Below are 22,917 nucleotides of genomic sequence, written 5' to 3'. Positions count from 1 at the left end.
CCCTTTACGCGACCGTTTTTTCATGACGCGCCACTCTCGCGCCGTCAACCGCCACGCTGGTCTGCGCGATCTGCCTGGCGAGATTGGCGACGCGCTCGATGGCGACCGCATCGGGGGAGGCGAGCCAGCTCGCGGTGAAGGTGAGGGGCGGCAGCTTGAGGTCGGTGTCGAGCAGCTGCAAGCGCCCGTCGGCAAGCTCGTTCTCGACGATCGCCGACGGAATGACCGCAATGCCAAGCCCTTCATTGGCCATGTGGATCACGGTCGCGAGCGAGGTGGAGGCGTGCAGCCGGATCGGCGGCAGATCGGGGGCATTGAACAATGCGCGCACGGTCTCGTAGGGCTGGGTCTTGCGCGGAAAGGTGATGATCGGAAACCGCGCCAGATCCTGCCGCGCCACCGGGCCAGAGCCGAGGCCGAGCGAGGGGCTCGCCAGGAAACCGATCGGATAGTCGCACAGCACATGGTTGTGCGCGCCTGATGCCGAGACCGGTCCGAGCACAAAGGCGAGCTCGATCTCCTGCGCCAGCAGCCGCGGCGTCAAATTCGGTGTGATGTCGACCTCGATCTCCAGCGACAGGTTCGGGTAGATCTCGTTGACGCTCTTGACCAGCCGCGGCAGCCAGGTATGCACGATAGTTTCCGCGACACCGAGCCGCAGCGCGCCGCGCATCGCCGAACGGTCGCCGACCTCGGCCATCATCTCCGAGCGCAGGCCGATCAGCTTCTCGGCATAAATCAGCATCAGCCGCCCGCTCGGCGTCGGCGAGGCCACCCGGTGGTCGCGGTTGAGCAGCTTGACGCCCATCTCGCGCTCAAGCTGGGCAATGCGCTGGGAGATCGCCGGCTGGGTGGTGTTGAGCCGCTGGGCGGCGCCGCGGAAGCTGCCGAGCTTGACGACCCAGAGAAATGTTTCGATCGAGCGGAAGTCCGTCATGGAAGCATTTTCCCGATCGATAAATTTGCTTTATCGATTTTGATTAGAAAGGACGATTAGACATTATATCACGCTTGGTGTTGGTTTGTCCTTGTCGAGATTATGGGCAGGAGAACCCCATGACTGTTTTTGCGGCAGTGCAGCGATCTCAAGAGGAACCAGGGCTGGCGAGCGTCGAAGCGCGGCGCGCCTGCCGTGACGGCATGGCGTCGGCGACGACGGCCGGTCTCGCCAACGGCTTCGTCCAGGGCAATCTCGCGATCCTGCCGGAGAAGCTCGCCGGCGCCTTCCACCGCTTCTGCCAGCTCAATCCGAAGCCGTGCCCGATCATCGGCATGTCCGACGTCGGCGATTTCAGAATCCCGGCGCTCGGCCTCGACCTCGACATCCGCACCGACGTGCCGCGCTACCGGGTCTGGCGCGACGGCGAGGTGGCGGACGAGCCGACCGACATCACCAAATACTGGCGCGATGACCTCGTCACCTTCGTGCTCGGCTGCTCCTACTCGTTCGAGGAGGCGCTGCTGGAAGAGGGGCTGCCGATCCGTCACATTGAGCGCAATCTGCGTGTGCCAATGTACCGGACCAATATCGCCTGCAAGCCGTCGGGGCCGTTCGAAGGACCCATGGTGGTGTCGATGCGCCCGTTCAAGCCGGCGGATGCGATCCGCGCGGTGCAGATCACCTCGCGCTTCCCGTCGGTGCATGGCGCGCCGGTGCATCTCGGCCATCCGCATGCGATCGGCATCAAGGATATCGCCAAGCCCGATTATGGCGACGCGGTGCCCGTGGCCGATGACGAGATCCCGGTGTTCTGGGCCTGTGGCGTGACGCCGCAATCGGTGATCGCAGCTGCGAAGCTGCCGTTCGCGATCACGCATGCGCCGGGGCTGATGCTGGTGACCGATCTCAGGAACAGGCAGCTCGCTGTGCTCTGAATAGGCAATTCGTGCAATTCATTGAGGCTTTACTGCGCGCTACAAGCGTCACATCGATAAGAACAAAGCTGAAGGGGAAATTTCGATGACGATCTCTCGCCGTAACGTATTGCTGGGTGCCACCGCCGCCGCTGCGCTCGGTCCGATCGCCGCACGCGCGCAAACGAGCGAAGTGGCAATCGGCGTGATCTATCCGCTGTCCGGCTCCAGCGCTGCGATCGGCGTCGACGCGCAGCATGCCTTCAACACCGCGGCCGACATCATCAACAAGAACTATGATTTTGCGCTGCCGCTCGCCAAGGGCGAGGGCCTGTCCGGCCTCGGCGGCGCCAAGGTCAAGCTGGTGTTCGCCGACCACCAGGCCGATCCGCAGAAGGGCCGTGCCGAGACCGAGCGCCTGATCACCCAGGAGAAGGTCTGCGCCGTCGTCGGCACCTATCAGAGCGCGGTGGCCGTCACCGTCAGCCAGACCTGCGAGCGCTACGGCGTCCCGTTCATCTCGGCCGACAATTCCTCGCCGAGCCTGCATCGCCGTGGCCTGAAGTATTATTTCCGCGCCTCGCCGCATGACGAGATGTTCTCGGCTGCGATGTTCGACTTCTTCGATGCGATGAAGAAGAAGGGCCAGAAGATCGAGACGCTGGCGCTGTTCCACGAAGACACCATCTTCGGCACCGATTCGGCGAACGCGCAAACCAAGCTCGCCGCCGAGCGCGGCTACAAGATCGTGGCCGACATCAAGTATCGCGCCAACTCGCCGTCGCTCACCGCCGAGGTGCAGCAGCTCAAGGCGGCCAATGCCGACGTGCTGATGCCGTCGAGCTACACCACCGACTCGATCCTCCTGGTCAAGACCATGGCCGAGCTCGGCTACAAGCCGAAGAACATCATGGCGCAGGACGCCGGCTTCTCGGAAAAGGCGACCTATGACGCGGTCGGCGACAAGCTCGAGGGCGTGATCTCGCGCGGCAGCTTCTCGCTCGACCTGGCGCAGAAGCGGCCGATGGTCGGTCTGATCAACGAAATGTACCGCGCCAAGTCCGGCAAGGACTTCAACGACTATACGTCGCGCCAGTTCATGGGCCTCATTATCATGGCCGATGCCGTCAACCGCGCGAAGTCGACCGACGGCGAGAAGATCCGCGAGGCGCTGGTCGCGACCGACATGCCGGGCGATGTCACCATCATGCCGTGGCGGCGGGTCAAGTTCGACGAGATGGGGCAGAACAACTTCGCCGATCCGGTGCTGCTGCAATATTCTGCGAAGAACTTCGTGACGATCTTCCCGGAACAGGCCGCCGTCTCCGAGGCGATCTGGCCGATGAACAGCTGACCGGTCGGACGCTAGAGGGGGCAGAGGGCGGTGACAGCTGAGACGATCACAAAGAGAGGCGCTAGTTCCGTCATTGCGAGGAGCGAAGCGACGAAGCAATCCATTCTTTCCCGTTGCGGTGCGATGGATTGCTTCGCTTCGCTCGCAATGACGGCGGATGGCGGTAGCGAGTTCCGCATGGAGCGTCAGCGGTGACAGCCGAGACCATTATCCAGAGTTTGGCGAGCGGCCTGTTGATGGGGCTGCTCTACGGACTAATCGCCGCAGGCCTCGCATTGATCTTCGGTTTGATGGACGTCGTGAATTTCGCGCACGGCGAGTTCCTGATGATCGCGATGTACGCGACCTTCTTCCTGTTCGCGTTCTTCGCGATCGATCCCTTGCTCGCGGCGCCGCTGGTCGCCGCGGCATTGTTCGTGTTCGGCGCGGTGGTCTATCTGTTGGTGGTCCGGTTTGCGATGCGCGCCAAGGCCAATGCCGGCATGGTGCAGATCTTCTCCACCTTCGGCCTTGCGATCGTGATGCGGGGCCTCGCCCAGTTCTTCTTCACGCCCGACTACCGCAGCGTCACCAATTCCTGGGTCGGCGGCAAGACGATCTCGATCGCCGGCATCTATCTGCCGGAGCCGCAGCTGATCGGCGCAATGCTGTCGATCGCGGCCTTCGTCGCGCTCTACTTCTTCATCAATCGCACCGATTTCGGCCGTGCGCTCGAAGCGACCCGCGAGGATGCCGGCGCGGTGGCACTGGTCGGCATCGACAAGAACCGGGTGTTCGCGCTTGGCTGGGGCCTCGGCGCGGCCTTGGTCGGGCTTGCCGGCGCCATCATGGCGATCTTCTTCTACATCTATCCCGACGTCGGCGCGTCCTTTGCGCTGATCGCCTACGTCACGGTGGCGCTCGGCGGCTTCGGCAGCGTGTTCGGCGCCTTTGCCGGCGGCATCATCGTCGGCCTGGTGGAGGCGAGCACCGCGCTGATCCTGCCGCCGTCGCTGAAATCGGTCGGCATCTATGCCGTCTATCTGCTGGTCGTCTTCATCCGCCCGCGTGGCCTGTTCGGATCGATGTGATGGACACCCAGTTCGCCCAACGCCGCAGGCGTGACCTGATCATGGCGGCTTGCCTCGCGGTGGTCGCCGCGCTGGTGCCGCTGTTCGTCAAGGACGTCTATGTCCAGAACATCATGGTCCTGACGTTGATGTATGCCGCGCTGTCGCAGAGCTGGAACATCCTGTCCGGCTATTGCGGGCAGATCTCGCTTGGTCATGCGCTGTATTTCGGGCTCGGGGCCTACACCACTGCGCTCCTGTTCACCAAGTTCGGCGTGCTGCCGTGGTTCGGCATGCTGGCGGGCGGGGCGATCTCCGCCGTGATCGCGATGGCGCTCGGCTATCCCTGCTTCCGCCTGCGCGGGCATTACTTCGTGATCGCGACCATCGTGATCGCCGAGATTGCGCTGGTTTTGATCCAGAACTGGGATTGGGCGGGCGCAGCCCTCGGCATCGACATCCCGGTGCGCGGCGACAGCTGGTTGAAATTCCAGTTCACCCGATCGAAGCTGCCGTACTTCTATTTTGCGCTGGCGCTGGCCTGCATCGCCTGGTTCGTCACCTGGTGGCTGGAAGATTCCAAATGGGGCTATTGGTGGCGTGCGGTGAAGGACAATCCCGATGCGGCCGAAAGCCTCGGCGTGGTCGTGTTCAACTCCAAGATGGGCGCGGCGGCGGTCTCGGCGTTCCTGGTCGCGGTCGGCGGCAGCTTCTACGCCCAGTTCGTGTCCTATATCGATCCTGAGAGCGTGATGGGCTTCCAGTTCTCGCTGTTGATGGCGCTGCCTGCCGTGCTCGGGGGCATCGGCACCTTGTGGGGCCCGGTCCTGGGTGCGGTGATCCTGATCCCGCTCACCGAGCTGACGCGCTCGTTCATCGGCGGGTCCGGCCGCGGCGTCGACCTCATCGTCTACGGCGCGCTGATCGTCGTGATCTCGCTGGCGCTGCCGCGCGGTCTGGTCAGCGTGTTCAGCATGCTCACCGGGCGCAAGGAGGCCGCACGATGACGGCGCTTCTTGAAACGCGTGGCGTCTGGCAGCGCTTCGGCGGCCTCGTCGCCAACAGCGACGTCTCGATCTCGGTCGGGCGCGGTGAGATCGTCGGCCTGATCGGCCCCAACGGCGCCGGCAAGTCGACGTTGTTCAACCTGATCGCGGGCGTGCTGCCGCCGACCCAGGGCTCGATCATCTTCGACGGCGAGGACGTCACAAGGCTGCCGGCGGCGGAACGCTGCCAGCACGGCGTCGGACGCACCTTCCAGGTGGTCAAGAGTTTTGAGACCATGACCGTGATCGACAACGTCATCGTCGGCGCGCTGATCCGCAACACCAAGATGCGGATCGCGCGGCAGAAGGCCTATGAGGTGCTGGAGTTCTGCGGCCTTGCGGCGCGCGCCGACAAGCTGGCGGCCGACCTCGTGCCGTCGGAGAAGCGCCGGCTCGAGGTCGCGCGTGCGCTCGCGACCGAGCCGAAATTGCTGCTGCTCGACGAAGTCCTCACTGGCCTCACGCCGGTCGAGGCACAGACCGGCGTCGAGCTGGTGCGCAAGGTGCGCGCCACCGGCGTCACCGTGCTGATGGTCGAGCATGTGATGGAAATCGTGATGCCGCTGGTCGATCGCGCCATCGTGCTCAATCTCGGCAAGGTGCTGGTCGAGGGCAAGCCCACTGAGGTCGTCCGCAATCCGGAAGTCATTTCTGCCTATCTCGGGGATCGTCATGCTGTCGGTGCGTGAAGTCACCACCGCCTATCAGGGCCTGGTTGCGATCTCCTCGGTGTCGATCGACGTCACCAAGGGCGAGATCGTCTGCGTTGCCGGCGCCAACGGCGCCGGCAAGTCGACGCTTTTGAAATCGATCGCCGGCGCCGAGCGTCCGCGCGCCGGCACCGTCACCTTCGACGGCAAGCGCATCGACGGCCAGCCGCAGCACGTCATCACATCAACCGGCATCGCCTTCGTGCCGGAGAACCGCCGGCTGTTTCCGCGGCTGTCGGTAAGCGACAATCTGCGGCTCGGCAGCTATCTCTATCGCAGCAAGTCCGACCGCGACGCGCCGCTCGACCTGGTGTTCAACCTGTTCCCGCGGCTCGGCGAGCGGCTCGAGCAGCGCGCCGAGACCTTGTCCGGCGGTGAGCAGCAGATGCTCGCGATCGGCCGCGCGCTGATGACGCGGCCGCGCCTTCTGATGCTCGACGAGCCGTCGCAGGGCATCATGCCGAAGCTGGTCGACGAGATCTTCCAGGCCGTGAAGCGCATCCGCGATGCTGGCATGACCGTCCTGATCGTCGAGCAGCGGATGGCCGAATGCCTCGAGATAGCCGACCGCGCCTACATCCTGCAAACCGGCCGCGTGCTGATGCAGGGCACTGCCGCCGAGATCAGCGGCAATCCCGACGTGCGCAAGGCGTATCTGGGGCTGTAGCCTCTGCAACGCCTCCACGCACGCAAACGTCATCCTGTGAGGCGCGAGCGGAGCGAGCCTCGAAGGATGAGCCACAAGCGCCTGCGGCCATCCTTCGAGGCGCGCCGAAGTGGCGCGCACCTCAGGATGACGCCGGTGTGTGTGGCGCCTAGCTCGGACAAGTCGCTTTTGCAGGCAACAGCCTACTTGCCCTGTTCCTTGCCCTCTTCGACCTTTTCGACCTTGGCGGCGAGGTCGGGCACGCGGGTGACGCGGTAGGTCGCGTTGCTGCAGGTCAGCGTCCAGGCCTCGTTATCGGGCTTCGAGAGCTTGTCGTCTCTCTCGGCCTTGAGCGGCTTGTCGCAAGCATAGCCCTGCGCGCGCAGTTGGATCGCCAGCAGGTCCTGCAAGGACTGCTCGGCCCGTGCGGTTGAGCCCGCAAGGTGGCCGGCGAACAGAACGGCGAGTGCCAAGTTCGTGAACCTCATCATGACTGTCCTCCGCATATCTCACCTTTGCTTGATCTAGTGAGGGTGATCCGGCAGCACGAGCCCGAACGTCCTGGTCAAATCCGCCACCTGTTCGGGCGAGAGATAGCGCGGGTTCAGCCCGCGCAGCAGCAGATAGAGTTTGGCGGTTTCTTCCAGCTCCTCGGTCGCGAACACCGCGGCTTCCAGCGTATCGCCTGACACGACCGGCCCGTGATTGGCGAGCAGCACCGATGAATATTTCCCGGCCAGCCCCCTGATCGCGTCGGCCACGGCGGGGTCGCCGGGGCGATAATAGGGCACCAGCGCGGTCTGGCCGCACTTCATGACGTAATAGGCCGTCATCGCCGGCAGCGCGGCGCGTGGGTCGATCTCGGGCAGCATCGACAGCGCGACCGAATGGGTCGAGTGCAGATGCACCACGGCGCCGGCGCTCGCGCGCGTCTGGTAGAGCGCGGTGTGCAGCGGCACTTCCTTGGTCGGGGCATCGCCGGAGACCAGCCGGCCGGTGCCGTCGAGCCGCGACATTTTCGCCGGATCGAGGAAGCCGAGCGAGGCATTGGTCGGCGTCACCAGCCAGCCGCCGTCGTCGAGCCGGACGCTGATATTGCCTGAGGAGCCCGGCGTCAGCCCGCGCTCGAACAGCGAGCGGCCGAAGCGGCAGATGTCTTCACGAAGCTTTGTTTCGCTCATCCGGTTTCGCTCTTCCGGTCTCGCTCTTGGCGTCATCTTTGCCGCCATCCATTTTCAGCTTTGTCTCATGCTTTGGCAGCGCGGCCAAGCCGTGATAGGCAAGCAGCAATGCGCATGATCGGGAAGGGTGAAAGCCGGTTTTCCGAAAATGCTCAAACAACCAAAAATGTTCAGGGATCGCCGCATGTCCAGTTCCGCAACACCGCACGTCGCCGTCATCGGGCTGGGCTCGATGGGATACGGCATGGCGACCTCGCTCAAGCGCGCCGGCTTTGTCGTGACCGGCTGCGACGTCTCGGCCGATGCCGTCGCGCGCTTCGTCGCCGACGGCGGCAAGGGCGCGAAAACGCCGGCCGAAGCGGCCAAGGATGCCGACATCGTCGTCAGCGTCGTCGTCAATGCGGCGCAGACCGAGGCGATCCTGTTCGGCAAGGATGGCGTCGCCGAGACCCTCGCCAAGGACACAGTCTTCATCTCCTCGGCGACCATGGACCCGGATATCGCGCGGCGGCTCGCAAAGCAGCTCGAGCCGACCGGCCGGCACTATCTCGATGCCCCGATCTCCGGCGGCGCGCAACGTGCAGCGCAAGGCGAGCTGACCATTCTCGCCTCCGGCAGCGCGGCGGCGTTCGCGAAGGCGCGGCCGGCGCTGGATGCGATGGCGGCAAAGCTTTACGAGCTCGGCGATGCCGCCGGGCAGGGCGCCGCGTTCAAGATGATCAACCAGCTGCTGGCCGGCGTGCACATCGCGGCTGCTTCCGAGGCGATCGCCTTCGCCGCCAAGCAGGGCCTCGACATCCGCAAGGTCTATGAGGTGATCACGGCCTCCGCCGGCAATTCCTGGATGTTCGAGAACCGCATGCCGCACGTGCTCGACGGCGACTACGCGCCGCGCAGCGCGGTGGAGATTTTCGTCAAGGACCTCGGCATCATCCAGGACATGGCGCGCAGCGCGCGCTTCCCGGTCCCGGTCTCGGCCGCGGCGCTGCAGATGTTCCTGATGACCGCGGCCGCCGGCATGGGCCGCGACGACGATGCGTCGGTGGCGCGGATGTATGCGCAGGTCACCGGCACCAAGCTTCCCGGCGCGAAATAAGAGGATCCTGCAATGCCCCGCTTTGCCGCCAACCTCACCATGATGTTCAACGAGGTCCCGTTCCTCGACCGCTTCGACGCCGCAGCAAGAGCGGGCTTCACCGCGGTCGAATTCCTGTTTCCGTATGAGCATCCGGCCGAGGAGGTCGGCAAGCGGCTGAAAGGCGCCGGGCTGACGCAGGCGCTGTTCAACCTGCCGCCGGGCGACTGGAACGCCGGCGAGAAAGGTTTTGCCGCGCTGCCGGATCGCTTCGCCGATTTGCAAGCGAGCTTGAAGACCGCACTGCCCTATGCGCAGGCGACCGGCGTCAAGCGTCTGCACTTGATGGCCGGGATCGCCGACCGAAATGATCGGCACGCCGTCGAAGCCTTCTACAAATCGGTCGCTTACGCTGCGGAATTCTTCGCGCCGCACGGCCTCGACGTCGTGATCGAGCCGATCAATCCGCGCAACGTGCCGGGCTATTTCCTCAACGACTTCAACTTCGCGTACGAGTTGATCCGTGAACTCAAGATCCCGAACCTGAAGCTGCAGTTCGACATCTATCACTGCCAGATCATCCATGGCGACGTCACGATGCGGCTGCGCGAGATGATGCCGGTCATCGGCCACATCCAGATCGCCTCGATCCCCTCGCGCAACGAGCCCGATGGCGAGGAGCTGAATTATCCCTTCCTGTTCGGCGAGCTGGATAGGCTGGGCTATGGCGGCTTCGTCGGCTGCGAATACAATCCGCGCGGCAAGACCACCGACGGTCTTGCGTGGTTCAAGCCCTATGTCGGAGCAAAATCGTGACGCTGGCCCTTGGCTGCATCGCCGACGACTATACCGGCGCCTCCGACCTCGCCAACACGCTGACCCGCGCCGGCCTGCGCACGGTGCAGACCATCGGCGTGCCCGCCGACGATCTCGCGCTGCCGGAGGTCGATGCCGTCGTGGTGTCGCTGAAGAGCCGCTCGATCGAGGCGAGTTTGGCCGTGACGCGCTCGCGCGCGGCGGAGGCCTGGCTGCGCGGCCGCGGCGCCTCTCACATCCTGTTCAAGATCTGCTCGACCTTCGATTCCACCGACGCCGGCAATATCGGCCCGGTGATGGACGCGCTGCGCGCCGACTCCGGAGATAGCATCGTGCTGGTGACGCCGGCTTTCCCGGAAACCGGCCGTACCGTCTATCAGGGCAATCTGTTCGTAGGCGCGGTGCCGCTGAACGAGAGCCCGCTGAAGGACCATCCGCTCAACCCGATGCATGATTCCAACCTGGTCCGCGTGCTCGCGCGGCAGAGCAAGACCAAGGTCGGCCTGGTCGATCTCGCGACGCTCTCCCGCGGCGCCGACGCCGTTCGGGCGAAGCTCGCCGACCTCGCGGGTAGCGGCGTCGGCGCTGCGATCGTCGACGCGGTGTTCGACCGCGACCTAGAGGCCATCGGGCAGGTGGCGCTGGATCACCGTCTGTCGGTCGGTGCCTCCGGCATCGGGCTCGGATTGGCCCGGGCGCTGGTCGCAGCGGGCAGGGCCAAATCGGCGGCTGAAAATGCAACGTCCAAGGCTGCGGTCGGCGGCCCGGCGGCCTGCCTCGCAGGCAGTTGCTCGCAGGCGACGCTGCGCCAGATCGCCAGCGCCGAGAAGGTGATGCCGGTCCTGCATCTCGACCCCGGACGGGCGATCGCCGGCAAGGACGAGGCGCAGCGCGCACTCGTCTGGGCCAAAGATCGGCTCGGAAAGGGACCGGTCCTGATTGCGAGCAGTTCGACCCCGGATGAGGTGACAGCTCTGCAATCGCGTCATGGCCGCGATGCGGCCGGACATGCCATCGAGCAGGCCATGGCCGATATCGCGGAGGGGCTGGTGCAGTCGGGCGTGCACAGGCTGGTGGTTGCCGGTGGTGAAACGTCAGGCGCCGTGGTCGATCGCCTCGGTATCCCCGGCTTCCTGGTCGGTGCGGAAATCGCCGCAGGCGTGCCGGTTCTGCGCGCGGTCGGTGCCAGCACTGGCGAGATGGTGCTTGCCCTGAAATCGGGCAATTTCGGCGGGCCGGAGTTCTTCTCGGATGCGCTGGCATTGATGCCTTGATGCGCCTCTCGCGCATCATGTCACTATGGTGACGGGTATCTCCGTAGTTCAGCGGAGGACCAAATTAACCCTACTTAAGGAGGGGGGCTGGCTTTGATGTCTGTGGCGCACCGCCGCGCCCCCAGCCATCCGATTGGGCTTCGCGAGCCCGATACCCAAGAGACCCCAAGATGTTCGCCAAATACTCGATCCGCGCCAAGATCATTGCCGCGGTTGCGTTCCTGCTTGTCGCGCTGACGGGCATGGGCCTGCTTGCCGTGTGGAATATGCGGGCGATCAACGCCAGCACTGTCGACATCACGACGAACTGGTTGCCGAGCGTGCGCGTGCTGGGTGAGCTGCGCGCCGGGGTCATCACCTATCGCAACGTGATCCGCGAACACATGCTTTCGGAAACGCTCGAAGAGAAGCTGGCGGTGGAAAAGACGCTCGCCAGCGTCGTCGAGATGAACACAAAGGCGCGCGCGAGATATGAACCGATGATCGCCTCCGCGGAGGAGCGGGCGCTCTACCGGCAGTGGTCCGAGACCTGGGACAAGTACAGGAAGGGCACCGAGGAGGTGATGGCCATCTCGCGCAAGGAAGCGGGCAAGCTTCCGCATGAGGCGCACGAGCTCAACACCAAGGTTGTCAACAAGATCGGTCTCGAAGCGGACGAAATCCTGAACAAGGACATCGAGCTCAACAACGTCGGTGCTGAAAAGGCCGGCCAGGAAGCCGCCAGCAACTACGGCTCGGCTCTGATGATGGTGGCCGTGATCCTCGGCCTCGCGATCCTGATCAGCGTCGGCGTCAGCTTCTACACCGTTCGCGACATCTCGGCCGGCATCGCCTCGATCGTGAGCCCGATGCAGGCGCTGGGCCGTGGCGATCTGACCGCCGTTGTGCCGCACCAGGGCGAGAAGACCGAGATCGGCGCGATGGCCGATACGCTGCAGGTGTTCAAGGAAGCCCTGGTCGCCAAGAAGGCGGCCGATGAAGCCGCGGCCGCCGATGCCGAGGCCAAGATCGAGCGCGGCCGCCGGGTCGACACCATCACCCGCAATTTCGAACAGATGATCGGCGAGATCGTGCAGACGGTGTCGTCGGCCTCGACCCAGCTCGAAGCTTCCGCCAGCACGCTGTCGTCGACGGCGCGGCGTTCGCAGGAACTGACCACCTCGGTCGCGGCGGCGTCCGAGGAGGCGTCGACCAACGTGCAGTCGGTGGCGTCGGCGACCGAAGAGCTATCGTCGTCGGTCACCGAGATCAGCCGCCAGGTGCAGGAATCGGCACGGATGGCGGGCGACGCCGTCGGCCAGGCGCGCACCACCAACGATCGCGTCAGCGAGCTGTCGAAGGCCGCCGCGCGCATCGGCGACGTCGTCGAGCTGATCAACACGATTGCCGGCCAGACCAATTTGCTGGCGCTGAACGCCACCATCGAGGCGGCGCGCGCCGGCGAGGCCGGCCGCGGCTTTGCGGTCGTCGCGTCCGAGGTGAAGGCGCTGGCCGAGCAGACCGCCAAGGCGACCGGCGAGATCGGCCAGCAGATCGCCGGCATCCAGACCGCGACCCAGGAGTCGGTCGGCGCGATCAAGGAAATCTCCTCGACCATCGAGAAATTGTCGGAGATCTCGTCCACCATTGCCGCCGCGGTCGAAGAGCAGGGCGCGGCGACGCAGGAGATCTCCCGCAACGTGCAGCAGGCGGCGCGGGGCACCCAGCAGGTCTCGGCCAACATCACCGACGTGCAGCACGGCGCCAACGAAACCGGCTCGGCCTCGAGCCAGGTGCTGTCGGCAGCACAGTCGCTCTCAGGTGACAGCAACCGCCTCAAGCTCGAAGTTGGCAAGTTCCTCGAGGCCGTCCGCGCGGCCTGACCCGAAGCCGCCGGGGCACCTCCCGTCCGCACGGGCTGACGGATCCAAGCGTGGTGGGCCGACCGACTCACCACGTTTTGCATTTTTGCAGGGCTGCGATGCACTAGCCTCGCGGCGGCCGAAACCGCATCCTCAGCCGGCTCGCTTTTGAAGCAGGGCCGTCTCTTTTTGATGACGATGCGATCGCGATCGGCCGCACGGCATGCCGGCGCGCCCGGCCCGGGCACAGAGCCTCACGAAGGATGCCAAGGAAGTGAAGGCCGCGGCGGCTCCGCGGGTTGGCGTTTTGCGCTGCATCAGGTAAATCGGCCGCTGCGGAACGGCTTTTGCAATGTCGATTCCTCTGCCTGGGCGGGCTTCATTTCGGGAATGCTGTTTTTATGATCGCACTGGTCCGTATCGCGCTGAGCCGGCCATATACTTTCGTCGTGCTGGCGATCCTGCTGCTGATTATCGGACCGCTGGCGGCACTGCGCACGCCGACCGACATCTTTCCCGAAATCCGCATCCCCGTGATCGGCGTGGCCTGGTCGTACACCGGTCTGCCTCCCGACCAGATGTCGGGACGTATCACAACTCCGTTCGAGCGTGTGTTGACCACGACGGTCAACGACATCGAGCACATCGTTGCGAACTCCTATAACGGCATCGGCATCGTCAAGATCTTCTTCCAGCCGAACGTCGACATCCGCACCGCCAACGCGCAGGTCACGGCGATCGCCCAGACCCTGCTCAAGCAGCTGCCGCCGGGCGCGACGCCGCCGCTGATCCTCAACTACAGCGCCTCGACGGTTCCGATCGTCCAGGTCGCGCTGTCGGGTGACGGCCTGACCGAGCAGAACCTCGCCGACATCGGCATCAACCAGTTGCGCACGCCGCTGGTCACGGTGCCCGGCGCCGCGATCCCCTATCCGTATGGCGGCAAGCAGCGCCAGATCCAGATCGACCTCAATTCGACCGCGCTGCAGGCGCGCGGCCTGTCGGGCCAGGACGTCGCCAATGCGCTCGCGGCGCAGAACCTGATCACGCCGGTCGGTACCCAGAAGATCGGCAATTTCGAATACACCATCAATCTGAACAACTCGCCGCTCCGGATCGAGGAGCTCGGCGACCTGCCGATCAAGACCGTCAACGGCGCGATGGTCTATGTGCGCGACGTCGCCACCGTCCGCGACGGCAACCCGCCGCAGACCAACATCGTCCATGTCGACGGCAATCGCTCGGTGCTGATGATGGTGCTGAAGGCCGGCGCGGTCTCGACGCTCGATATCATCGCCGGCATCAAGCAGAAGGTGATCGACGTCAAGGACCAGATGCCGGACGCGCTCAAGATCGGCTTCGTCGGCGACCAGTCGGTGTTCGTCCGCGGTGCGATCAGCGGCGTCGCCTTCGAAGGCGTGATTGCGGCGCTGCTGACCAGCGTGATGATACTGCTGTTCCTCGGCAGCTGGCGCTCCACCGTCATCATCGCGGTGTCGATCCCGCTGTCGGTGCTGGGGGCCATCATTATGCTGTCCCTGATCGGCGAGACGCTGAACATCATGACGCTCGGCGGCCTTGCGCTCGCGGTCGGCATTCTGGTCGACGACGCCACGGTGACGATCGAGAACATCAATTACCACCTGGAGCAGGGCAAGCCGGTCGAGCAATCAATCCTCGACGGCGCCAACCAGATCGTGACGCCGGCCTTCGTCTCGCTGCTCTGTATCTGCATCGTGTTCGTGCCGATGTTCTTCCTGACCGGCGTCGCGCGCTTCCTGTTCGTGCCGATGGCCGAAGCTGTCATGTTCGCGATGATCTGGTCGTTCATCCTGTCGCGCACCCTGGTGCCGACGATGGCGAACTATCTGTTGCAGCCGCATGTCCATCACGAAGGTGCGCCGCCGAAGTCGCGCAATCCCTTTGTCTGGTTCCAGCGCGGCTTCGAAGCGCGGTTCGAGCGCATCCGCGGCGGCTACCATGGCCTGCTTGCGATGGCGCTCGGCCATCGCAAGGTGTTCGTCGGCGGCTTCCTCGCGGTGGTGGCCGCGTCGTTTCTGCTGGTGCCGTTCCTGGGCCGCAACTTCTTCCCGTCGGTCGACGCCGGCAACATCCTGATGCATGTCCGCACCCAGGTCGGCACCCGCGTCGAGGAGACCGCCAACCAGATGGCTGATGTCCAGAAGGCGATCCGCAAGCTGATCCCGGGCGAGATCGAGACCATGACCGACAACATCGGCATGCCGATCTCCAGCATCAATTTGACCTACAACAACACCGGCGTGATCGGCCCGCAGGATGCTGACATCCAGATCAAACTCAGGGAAGGTCACAAGCCGACCGAGGAGCATGTGCGCGCGCTGCGTGAGCAATTGCCGCGGCTGTTCCCGGGCACCAGCTTCTCCTTCCTGCCGGCCGACATCGTCAGCCAGATCCTGAACTTCGGCGCGCCGGCGCCGATCGATTTGCAGATCCGCGGCGCCAATCTCGACGCCAACTACGCCTATGCCAACAAGCTGCTGGCCAAGATCAAGCGCATCCCCGGCATCGCCGATGCGCGGATCCAGCAGTCGCCTAACAACCCGACCTTCAACATCGATGTCGACCGCACCCGCGCGCAATATGTCGGCCTGACCGAGCGCGACGTCACCAATTCGCTGGTCGTCAACCTCGCCGGCTCCTCGCAGGTGGCGCCGACCTATTTCCTCAATCCCGATAACGGCGTGTCCTATTCGATCGTGATGCAGACGCCGCAATACCAGATCGATTCGCTGAGCGCGTTGCAGACGCTGCCGATCACCGCAACCGGCAACACCCAGGCGCCGATCCTCGGCGGCATCGCCGACATCAAGCGCGCGACCTCGAGCGCGGTGGTCTCGCAATACGACATCCAGTCGCTGGTGCAGATCTACGCCACGACGCAGGGCCGCGATCTCGGCGGCGTCGCGACCGACGTGCGCCAGCTGATATCGGACACCGCTAAGGAGGTGCCGAAGGGCTCGTCCGTGGTGCTGCTCGGCCAGGTGCAGACCATGAACTCGGCCTTCACCGGCCTGTTGTTCGGCCTGCTCGGCGCGGTCGTGCTGATCTATTTCCTGATCGTGGTGAACTTCCAGTCCTGGTCGGACCCGTTCGTGATCATCACGGCGCTGCCGGCAGCGCTCGCCGGCATCGTCTGGATGCTGTTCACCACCCAGACCACGCTGTCGGTTCCGGCGCTCACCGGCGCCATCATGTGCATGGGCGTCGCGACCGCCAACAGCGTGCTGGTGATCAGCTTCGCGCGCGAGCGCTATGAGGAGCTTGGCGATCCCGTCGCGGCGGCGCTGGAGGCCGGCTTCGTCCGGTTCCGCCCGGTGCTGATGACCGCGCTCGCCATGATCATCGGCATGGCGCCGATGGCACTCGGGCTCGGCGAGGGCGGCGAGCAGAACGCGCCGCTCGGCCGGGCCGTGATCGGCGGCCTGATCTTCGCCACCTTCGCGACCCTGATGTTTGTTCCCGTGGTATTCAGTATGGTACACAAGAAGCAAGGCGCCAAAGCCGCCGCCTCATCGGAGATTCCGCATGCAGCCCACTGAACAGCGCCCACCGGTGTCCGGCCGGAGGTTGGGCATATTCGGCGTGGTTGCACTGGTCGGCGCGGGGCTGATCGTCGGCACCGGGATCCGCGCCCGCGAGGAGCAGGACAACCGGCTGAAGGAATGGACCGACGACCAGGCCATTCCGACCGTCGCGGTGGCGCTGCCCAACGCCAAGGCGCTGAGCCCCACGATCGATCTGCCGGGCCGGCTCGAGGCCTATTCCCGCGCGCCGATCTATGCCCGGGTGTCCGGTTATCTGAAGAACTGGGACGCCGACATCGGCGCCCGCGTCAAGGCCGGCCAGGTGATTGCCGAGATCGAGGCGCCCGACCTCGACCAGCAATTGCTGCAGGCGCGCGCCGATCTCGCCAGCGCCCAGGCCTCGGCCAAGCTCTCCGAGGCGACGCTCGCCCGGCGCAAGACGCTGGTGGCCTCGAACTTCGTCTCGGCGCAGGAGATCGACGAGCGCACCGCCGACCTCTCCAACAAGAACGGTGCGGTCAGGGCCGGCCAGGCCAATGTCGAGCGGCTGGAAGCGCTCGCCGGTTACAAGAAGATCACGGCGCCGTTCGACGGCGTGGTGACCTCGCGCGACACCGACGTCGGCGCGCTGATCAATGCCGGCGGCAACTCGGGTCCGGCGATGTTCACGGTCTCCGACATCACCAAGCTGCGCGTCTATGTCAACGTGCCGCAGAACTACGTTCCGGCGATCAAGATCGGCGCCAAGGCCACGCTGTCGCTGCCGGATTACCCGAACCGCAGCTTCCAGGCGACGGTGGAAGCTTCCTCGCAGGCGGTCGACGTTGCCTCCGGCACGACGCGGATGCAGCTCGGGCTCGACAATTCCTCCGGCGAATTGATGCCGGGCAGCTATGCCAGCGTGAAGCTGAACCTGCAGCGCGACGCAACGCCGCTCAGCATTCCCGCCAGCGCGCTGATCTTCAACGGCAACGGCCTGCGGGTCGCGACCGTGACCCCGGACGACAAGGTGCTGTTCAAGACCGTGAAGATCGGCCGCGATCTCGGCAAGGAGATCGAGCTCGCCTCAGGCCTCGCGCCCGACGACCGCATCATCACCGCCCCGCCGGACGGTCTCGCCGACGGCGATCATGTCCGCGTCACCGGTGCCGGCGCCACCAAGGGCAAGCCGACCACGGCCTCCGAAAAGCAGGATGTGAAGGGGTAGGTTCTCGAGTAGCCCGGATGGAGCGAAGCGAAATCCGGGGCAGGCCTATCAGTGGAGTGCCCCCGGATTGCGCTGCGCTCCATCCGGGCTACGCTGGCCCTTAACCTACCCGCCATTCCAGCATGCCGTCACCGGCGGTGACGATGTTGCCTATGGTTCCGACCGGCGTCCGGTCGAGGTCCTGCAAATAAGCCAGCGTTGCCATGTCGCTTGCCGGGATGCGGCCGAGCGTGCGGCGGCCGTCTTCGGTGCGCAGCATGGTGACGCCGTGCTCGACCTCGCCATTGGCGCGATAGATCACGGTGAAGGCCTCGACCTTGCCTTTCCCTGTCGCCTCCGCGGTGAAGTCGGGCACATCGCGCCTGTTGCGATCGGCCTCCGCCTGCACGGAGGTCTCCTGCTTGAGCGCGGCCGTCGGCGCCGCGCGCGACAGCACGAGGCCATGATGCTTGGTGACGAAGCCGCCCTGGCCGTAGAGCAGGCCGAGCGTGCCGCCGCTGCGCAGCTTGCGCACCATCGCGCAAGCCGAATGCGTCATGTAGGTGTTGAGCGGCGCGCCGAAGAAGGTGAGGCCACCGGTCACGGTCGGCTGCACGTCGGCGCCCAGGCCGAGCGTCCGGCGCGCCATCTTCGGCACGCAGGGGAAGCAGCTATAGAGCTCGATCGCGTCGAACTTTTTGCCGTCGCCGCCGACGAGATCCATCACCGCCTTCAGCACCGCGGTCTGCGCGTGGCTCTCGACGAACTGGTCGCGGGTCAGATAGTCGCGCGGCTCTTCCGCAGAGGCGCCGCCGAGCGGATAGATCAGCCTGTCCTCCGGCACGCCGGCCGCGCGCGCCTTGGCGAGGCTGGTCAGGATCAGCGCGCCGCCCATGTTCACCGTCGGGTTCGCCACCATCAGTTTCGTATACGGCCAGGCGATCATCCGATTATCGGGGGTTGCCGTCGTGATCTCGTCGCCGGTGAACTTCTTCTTCAGCCAGGAGTTCGGATTGTCGGCCGCAACCCGCGCATAGGTCGACCACAGGTCGCCGGATTCCTTCAGCGCCTCGCGCGGCGTCTGGCCCCAATGCGCCGAGGTTGCGGACTCATAGAGCGGATAGACCGTGATCGGCCTGAATACGCCAAGCGTCACCGCCATCGGCTTCTGGAACGCGGCGCCGCGCTTCGGCTCCTCGACATCATGCGCGAACGGCGTCCACGGCAGCTCGACGCCGGCGCGCTGCGCCTTGGTCGCGGTCGATTGCGCCTCCGCGCCGCAAACTGCCGCCACGCTGCATTCGCCGCGCGCGATGCGCTGCGCCGCCTCGTGCAGATAGCGGATCGGGCTCTCGCCGCCGACCGGGCCGTAATAGAGATGCGCGGGCGCAATGCCGAGCCGCTGCGCCAGTTGCTTCTCGGGGTCGCGGTAGCGCCAGCTCAAAAAGTTGACGACGTCGAGCGACTGCACCTCGGAGAGCAGCTTTGCGCCGCTGTCGGCCTCGGCGCGCTTCAGCGCCTCCTCCAGCAGCGTGAGCGGCTCGAGGCCGGCGGCGATGTCCTTCGGACGATCGACGATCTCGCCGACGCCGACGATGACGGGAATGCGGTCTTCGGGGATGCTGTTCGACATTCTTGCTGCTTCACTCTGCGGTATTGGACTCGATGCTTGTTCTGGGCGTCATTGCGAGCGAAGCGAAGCAATCCATTTCTCGACTCGGGGATAAATGGATTGCTTCGTCGCTTCGCTCCTCGCAACGACGACGGTGGGCGTATTAATCCGCGACCAGCGCGTTCATGTGTTCGACAGCCTCGACGAAATCTTCCTTGAACTCCTGCACCACGGCACCGGCCGACTTCACGCTGTCGACAAGGCCGACACCCTGGCCCACAAAATAGCTGACGAGATCGCGCGCCTTCTCATTGCCGGCCGCGGCGGCGCGGTCGATGGCATTGAAGGCGTCGCGGCTGATGATGCTTTGCAGCGGCATCGGCAGCGCGCCGGGGCTGTCCGGCGAGCGATCCCAGGCGTCGGTCCAGACCGAGCGGAGCTGCCGCGCCGGCTTGCCGGTGCGACCCTTGGAGCGGATCGCGTCGCGCGAGGAGGCTGCGATCATCTTCTCGCGGAAGATCTCCGAGGTCTCCGATTCCACGGTGGCAAGCCACACCGAGCCGGTCCAGGCGCCGGCCGCGCCCATCGCCATGCAGGCCGCCATCTGGCTGCCGGTCATGATGCCGCCGGCGGCGAGCACCGGCACGTCGCGGATTTTTTTGACCGCCTTGATCACCTCGGGCACCAGCACCATGGTCGAGACTTCGCCGCAATGGCCGCCGGCCTCGGTGCCCTGCGCGACCAGGATGTCGACGCCGGCCGCGACCTGGCGCAGCGCATGCTCCTTGGAGCCGACCAGCGCTGCGACCGGCACGCCGTGCTTGCGGCCCATCTCGATCATCGCCTTCGGCGGCACGCCGAGTGCGTTGGCGATCAACCTGATCGGATGGCGGAACGAGACTTCCAGCAGTTGCAGCGCGGTTTCGGCATCGAACGGCTGTGGCTGGTTGTCGGCGACATTCCGGCTGGTCAGCTCGATGTCGTACTTCTTCAAGAGATTGCGGGTGAAGTCGCGATGCTCCTGCGAGACGCGTGCCTCGAGGCTCTTCCAGGTGACGTTCTTCTCGCCGGCAGTCGAGATGTTTTCCGGGATCAACACGTCGATGCCATAGGGCTTGCCGTCGACATGCGCGTCGATCCATTTCAGCTCCTGCTCCAGCGTCTCCGGCGAATGCGCGGTCGCGCCGAGCACGCCGAAGCCGCCGGCGCGGCTGACCGCCGCCACCACGTCGCGGCAATGGCTGAAAGCGAGCAGGGGAAATTCGATCCCCAGCATGTCGCAGATCGGTGATTTCATGGGTTGGTTTTCTCCCGGCGGCCGCTTCTTGTGCTTGTTGGCATCAGCCCCTGCAACGCTAGCGCATCACGGTCAGCGAAGCCAAGCGGGTTTCGGCCGCGGCGATCTTGCGTGCAGACGCTGCTTGGCAGCATCGCTCGCAGCGCATTCCGCTGGATAGAAAATGCGATCCGGCGGGGTGGGCAAAGCGACGTGTGCCCACCATCTAGTGCGGACATGCGGATGGGCACGGCGGTCGCCGCGCCACGGAAAAACGTAAAACCGGGAGCCAACGACGTGACTGACGACACCTCTGCCTACGAGCCGCCGAAAGTCTGGACCTGGAACAAGGAGAGCGGCGGGCGCTTCGCCAGCATCAACCGGCCGATCGCCGGCCCGACCCATGACAAGGAATTGCCGGTCGGTCGGCATCCACTGCAGCTCTATTCGCTGGCGACACCGAACGGCGTCAAGGTCACCGTGATGCTGGAAGAGCTGCTCGCGGCGGGCCACAAGGGTGCGGAGTACGACGCCTGGCTGATCAAGATCGACGGCAACCAGTTCGGCAGCGGCTTCGTCGCGGTCAACCCGAACTCCAAGATCCCGGCGCTGATGGACCGTAGCGGGCCTGAGCCGATCAGGGTGTTCGAGTCGGGCTCGATCCTGGTCTACCTGGCGGAGAAATTCGGCGCCTTCCTGCCGACCGACGTCAAGACCCGCGCGGAAACCTTCTCCTGGCTGTTCTGGCAGATGGGCTCGGCGCCGTATCTCGGCGGCGGCTTCGGGCACTTCTATGCCTATGCGCCGACCAAGATCGAATACGCCATCGATCGCTTTGCGATGGAGGTGAAGCGCCAGCTCGACGTGCTCGACCGCCGGCTCGCCGACAACGAATATCTCGCGGGCGACGTCTATACCATCGCCGACATCGCGGTGTGGCCCTGGTACGGCAGCTTGGCCAAGGGCCTGCTCTACGGTGGCGGCGAATTCCTCTCGGTGCAGGACTACAAGAACGTGCAGCGCTGGACCGACGCGATCGCGGCCCGGCCCGCGGTGAAGCGCGGCCGCATGGTCAACCGCACCTGGGGCGAGCCGTCGAGCCAGCTCCACGAGCGCCACGAGGCCAGCGATTTCGAGACCAACACGCAGGACAAGATCGGCGAGCCGGCGGCGTCGTAGTCTGCGCGATCAATTTGACCCGTCATCCTGAGAGGTTCTGAAGCTTTCGCCGTCGTCATTGCGAGGAGCGAAGCGACGAAGCAATCCATGTTTCCGCGTATGCGGCGCGATGGATTGCTTCGCTTCGCTCGCAATGACGATGATAGATCCGTCATGAGGAACGCGTTCCGTTCCGCGCTCCTCACCATGCATCATGCCAGCAAATCATCATACTCCGGGTTCTTCTTCATGAAGCCCTGGATGAACTCGCATTTCACGACGAGCTTGATCTTCTGCGCGCGCACGGCGTCGAGCACGGCGCGGGCGAGTTTTGAGCCGATGCCACGGCCGCCGAGCTCCGGCGGCACCTCGGTATGAACCAGCGTAATCGTGTCCGGCGTCTTGCGGTACACCACGAAGGCGGTGTGGCCGTCGACGGCGAGCTCGAACCGGCTCTGCGCGGCGTTGTCGCGGAATGCTTCACTCATTGTCTGATCCTCGGCTATTTTGCTTCGCGCCTTCAGCCGCGGGAAACACCACGCGGTCGTCGGTGCGGCAGTAGCGATCGGCGAACATGCGGCCGATCGGGTGGTAGCGCTCCATGTGGACGCGCATCGCCTCATGGTCCCACAGTTCGTCGCGGATGTGGAAGTGGATGCCTTCGCCCATGATCAGCTGGCGGTCGCCGTTGACGTCGATCAGCTTCCAGGTCCTGCACTCCATCGCAAATGGCGCATCCGCGAGCCTGGGTACCGCGATCTTGCGTGAGGGTGCAAGCTTCAGGCCGAGATAATCCGGCTCGCCGATCTCGGGCGGGAAGTCGCCCGAGCTCTCGTGCATCGCGCGCGCCAGCGGCTCGTCGGTCAGGTTGACCACGAATTCACCGAGGCGCTGGATGTTGGCCAGCGTGTCCTTTTCGCGGCCGTCGGGCCGCCGGTTGACCGCGAACATGCAGAGCGGTGGATCCTCGCAGAACACGTTGAAGAACGAGAACGGCGCCGCATTGACTACGCCGTCCGCGTTCGTGCTCGTCACCCAGGCGATCGGCCGCGGCAGCACGAAGGAGGTCAGCACCTTGTAGCGTTCGCGCTGGCTGAGGTCGCTTGCGGCATATTCCATGGGGCTGTCCGGAATTTCGGTGTGCGGGCGAACGAAGCGTAACCCGCCGCCGGCGGTTCGAAAAGCAAAAGGCGGGCTCGCTTGCGCTAACCCGCCTTGCAGACTTGCTCTTGCTTTCTTACCTCGCCCCGCTTGCGGGGAGAGGTCAATTCGC

20 protein-coding genes are annotated in these 22,917 nt (G+C 65.0%); 13 read left to right on the top strand and 7 right to left on the bottom strand.

Annotation, left to right across the window (positions count from 1 at the left end; genetic code table 11):
* Positions 1-4: 4 nt before the first annotated feature.
* Positions 5-937, bottom strand: coding sequence for a LysR family transcriptional regulator (locus tag AC628_RS04390; RefSeq protein WP_074125522.1), 933 nt, complete (start codon positions 935-937; stop codon positions 5-7).
* 119 nt (positions 938-1,056) lie between these two features.
* Here AC628_RS04390 and AC628_RS04385 point away from each other — a divergent pair, with 119 nt between their 5' ends.
* The 6 genes from AC628_RS04385 to AC628_RS04360 all read left to right on the top strand — a co-directional run bounded on the left by AC628_RS04385 (position 1,057) and on the right by AC628_RS04360 (position 6,680).
* Positions 1,057-1,875 (top strand): putative hydro-lyase, encoded by an 819-nt coding sequence (locus AC628_RS04385; protein ID WP_074125521.1) that lies wholly within the window; start codon positions 1,057-1,059, stop codon positions 1,873-1,875.
* 85 nt (positions 1,876-1,960) lie between these two features.
* Positions 1,961-3,208: an ABC transporter substrate-binding protein gene (locus AC628_RS04380; RefSeq protein WP_050420056.1), complete on the top strand. Its 1,248-nt coding sequence runs from the start codon at positions 1,961-1,963 to the stop codon at positions 3,206-3,208.
* 191 nt (positions 3,209-3,399) lie between these two features.
* A complete protein-coding gene (locus tag AC628_RS04375) occupies positions 3,400-4,278 on the top strand; it encodes a branched-chain amino acid ABC transporter permease (protein WP_074125520.1) in 879 nt (292 codons plus the stop codon).
* Positions 4,278-5,264 (top strand): branched-chain amino acid ABC transporter permease, encoded by a 987-nt coding sequence (locus AC628_RS04370; RefSeq protein WP_074125519.1) that lies wholly within the window; start codon positions 4,278-4,280, stop codon positions 5,262-5,264. The genes AC628_RS04375 and AC628_RS04370 overlap by 1 nt, the downstream gene beginning before the upstream one ends.
* On the top strand, positions 5,261-5,992 hold the full coding sequence (locus AC628_RS04365) for an ABC transporter ATP-binding protein (RefSeq protein WP_074125518.1): 732 nt from the start codon (positions 5,261-5,263) through the stop codon (positions 5,990-5,992). The genes AC628_RS04370 and AC628_RS04365 overlap by 4 nt, the downstream gene beginning before the upstream one ends.
* The gene (locus AC628_RS04360) at positions 5,976-6,680 is read left to right on the top strand and encodes an ABC transporter ATP-binding protein (protein WP_074125517.1); all 705 of its coding nucleotides are present in this window, start codon (positions 5,976-5,978) and stop codon (positions 6,678-6,680) included. The genes AC628_RS04365 and AC628_RS04360 overlap by 17 nt, the downstream gene beginning before the upstream one ends.
* Before the next feature lie 182 nt (positions 6,681-6,862).
* Here the strand turns inward: AC628_RS04360 and AC628_RS04355 are convergent, their stop codons facing one another.
* Positions 6,863-7,150, bottom strand: a complete 288-nt coding sequence (locus tag AC628_RS04355; RefSeq protein ID WP_083632573.1) for a hypothetical protein — start codon at positions 7,148-7,150, stop codon at positions 6,863-6,865.
* A 33-nt stretch (positions 7,151-7,183) separates the two neighbouring features.
* On the bottom strand, positions 7,184-7,840 hold the full coding sequence (otnC, locus tag AC628_RS04350) for a 3-oxo-tetronate 4-phosphate decarboxylase (RefSeq protein ID WP_143201433.1): 657 nt from the start codon (positions 7,838-7,840) through the stop codon (positions 7,184-7,186).
* Between the two features lie 184 nt (positions 7,841-8,024).
* Here otnC and ltnD point away from each other — a divergent pair, with 184 nt between their 5' ends.
* The 6 genes from ltnD (at position 8,025) to AC628_RS04320 (ending at position 17,619) form a co-directional block, all read left to right on the top strand.
* Positions 8,025-8,936, top strand: coding sequence for an L-threonate dehydrogenase (gene ltnD, locus AC628_RS04345; protein ID WP_074125550.1), 912 nt, complete (start codon positions 8,025-8,027; stop codon positions 8,934-8,936).
* A 12-nt stretch (positions 8,937-8,948) separates the two neighbouring features.
* Entirely contained in the window at positions 8,949-9,731 is a 783-nt protein-coding gene (otnI, locus tag AC628_RS04340) for a 2-oxo-tetronate isomerase (RefSeq protein WP_074125515.1), read from the top strand.
* Positions 9,728-11,005: a 3-oxo-tetronate kinase gene (otnK, locus tag AC628_RS04335; RefSeq protein ID WP_074125514.1), complete on the top strand. Its 1,278-nt coding sequence runs from the start codon at positions 9,728-9,730 to the stop codon at positions 11,003-11,005. Before otnI ends, otnK begins: the two co-directional genes overlap by 4 nt.
* Positions 11,006-11,175: 170 nt before the next feature.
* Complete coding sequence (locus tag AC628_RS04330; protein WP_074125513.1) at positions 11,176-12,867, top strand: methyl-accepting chemotaxis protein; 1,692 nt, start codon at positions 11,176-11,178, stop codon at positions 12,865-12,867.
* 380 nt (positions 12,868-13,247) lie between these two features.
* On the top strand, positions 13,248-16,427 hold the full coding sequence (locus AC628_RS04325; protein ID WP_074125512.1) for an efflux RND transporter permease subunit: 3,180 nt from the start codon (positions 13,248-13,250) through the stop codon (positions 16,425-16,427).
* Entirely contained in the window at positions 16,414-17,619 is a 1,206-nt protein-coding gene (locus AC628_RS04320) for an efflux RND transporter periplasmic adaptor subunit (RefSeq protein ID WP_074125511.1), read from the top strand. The genes AC628_RS04325 and AC628_RS04320 overlap by 14 nt, the downstream gene beginning before the upstream one ends.
* Before the next feature lie 100 nt (positions 17,620-17,719).
* Here AC628_RS04320 and AC628_RS04315 read toward each other — a convergent pair whose 3' ends face one another.
* Together AC628_RS04315 and AC628_RS04310 are read right to left on the bottom strand one after the other, a co-directional pair.
* A complete protein-coding gene (locus AC628_RS04315; protein ID WP_074125510.1) occupies positions 17,720-19,231 on the bottom strand; it encodes an acetyl-CoA acetyltransferase in 1,512 nt (503 codons plus the stop codon).
* Positions 19,232-19,373: 142 nt separating this feature from the next.
* The gene (locus AC628_RS04310; RefSeq protein WP_074125509.1) at positions 19,374-20,507 is read right to left on the bottom strand and encodes a nitronate monooxygenase; all 1,134 of its coding nucleotides are present in this window, start codon (positions 20,505-20,507) and stop codon (positions 19,374-19,376) included.
* A 276-nt stretch (positions 20,508-20,783) separates the two neighbouring features.
* Here AC628_RS04310 and yghU point away from each other — a divergent pair, with 276 nt between their 5' ends.
* A complete protein-coding gene (gene yghU, locus AC628_RS04305) occupies positions 20,784-21,665 on the top strand; it encodes a glutathione-dependent disulfide-bond oxidoreductase (RefSeq protein ID WP_074125549.1) in 882 nt (293 codons plus the stop codon).
* Positions 21,666-21,856: 191 nt separating this feature from the next.
* On the opposite strand, the gene AC628_RS04300 is transcribed toward yghU, so the two are convergent.
* Both AC628_RS04300 and AC628_RS04295 read right to left on the bottom strand, forming a co-directional pair.
* Complete coding sequence (locus tag AC628_RS04300; RefSeq protein ID WP_074125508.1) at positions 21,857-22,132, bottom strand: GNAT family N-acetyltransferase; 276 nt, start codon at positions 22,130-22,132, stop codon at positions 21,857-21,859.
* Positions 22,125-22,763, bottom strand: a complete 639-nt coding sequence (locus tag AC628_RS04295; RefSeq protein WP_074125507.1) for a flavin reductase family protein — start codon at positions 22,761-22,763, stop codon at positions 22,125-22,127. Before AC628_RS04295 ends, AC628_RS04300 begins: the two co-directional genes overlap by 8 nt.
* Positions 22,764-22,917: the final 154 nt, after the last annotated feature.

The sequence above is a fragment of the Bradyrhizobium sp. NAS96.2 genome (genome assembly GCF_001908235.1).
Classification (GTDB): domain Bacteria; phylum Pseudomonadota; class Alphaproteobacteria; order Rhizobiales; family Xanthobacteraceae; genus Bradyrhizobium.
Note: the sequence above shows the minus strand (reverse complement) of the source record. Positions and strands in the feature narration are given on the sequence as shown.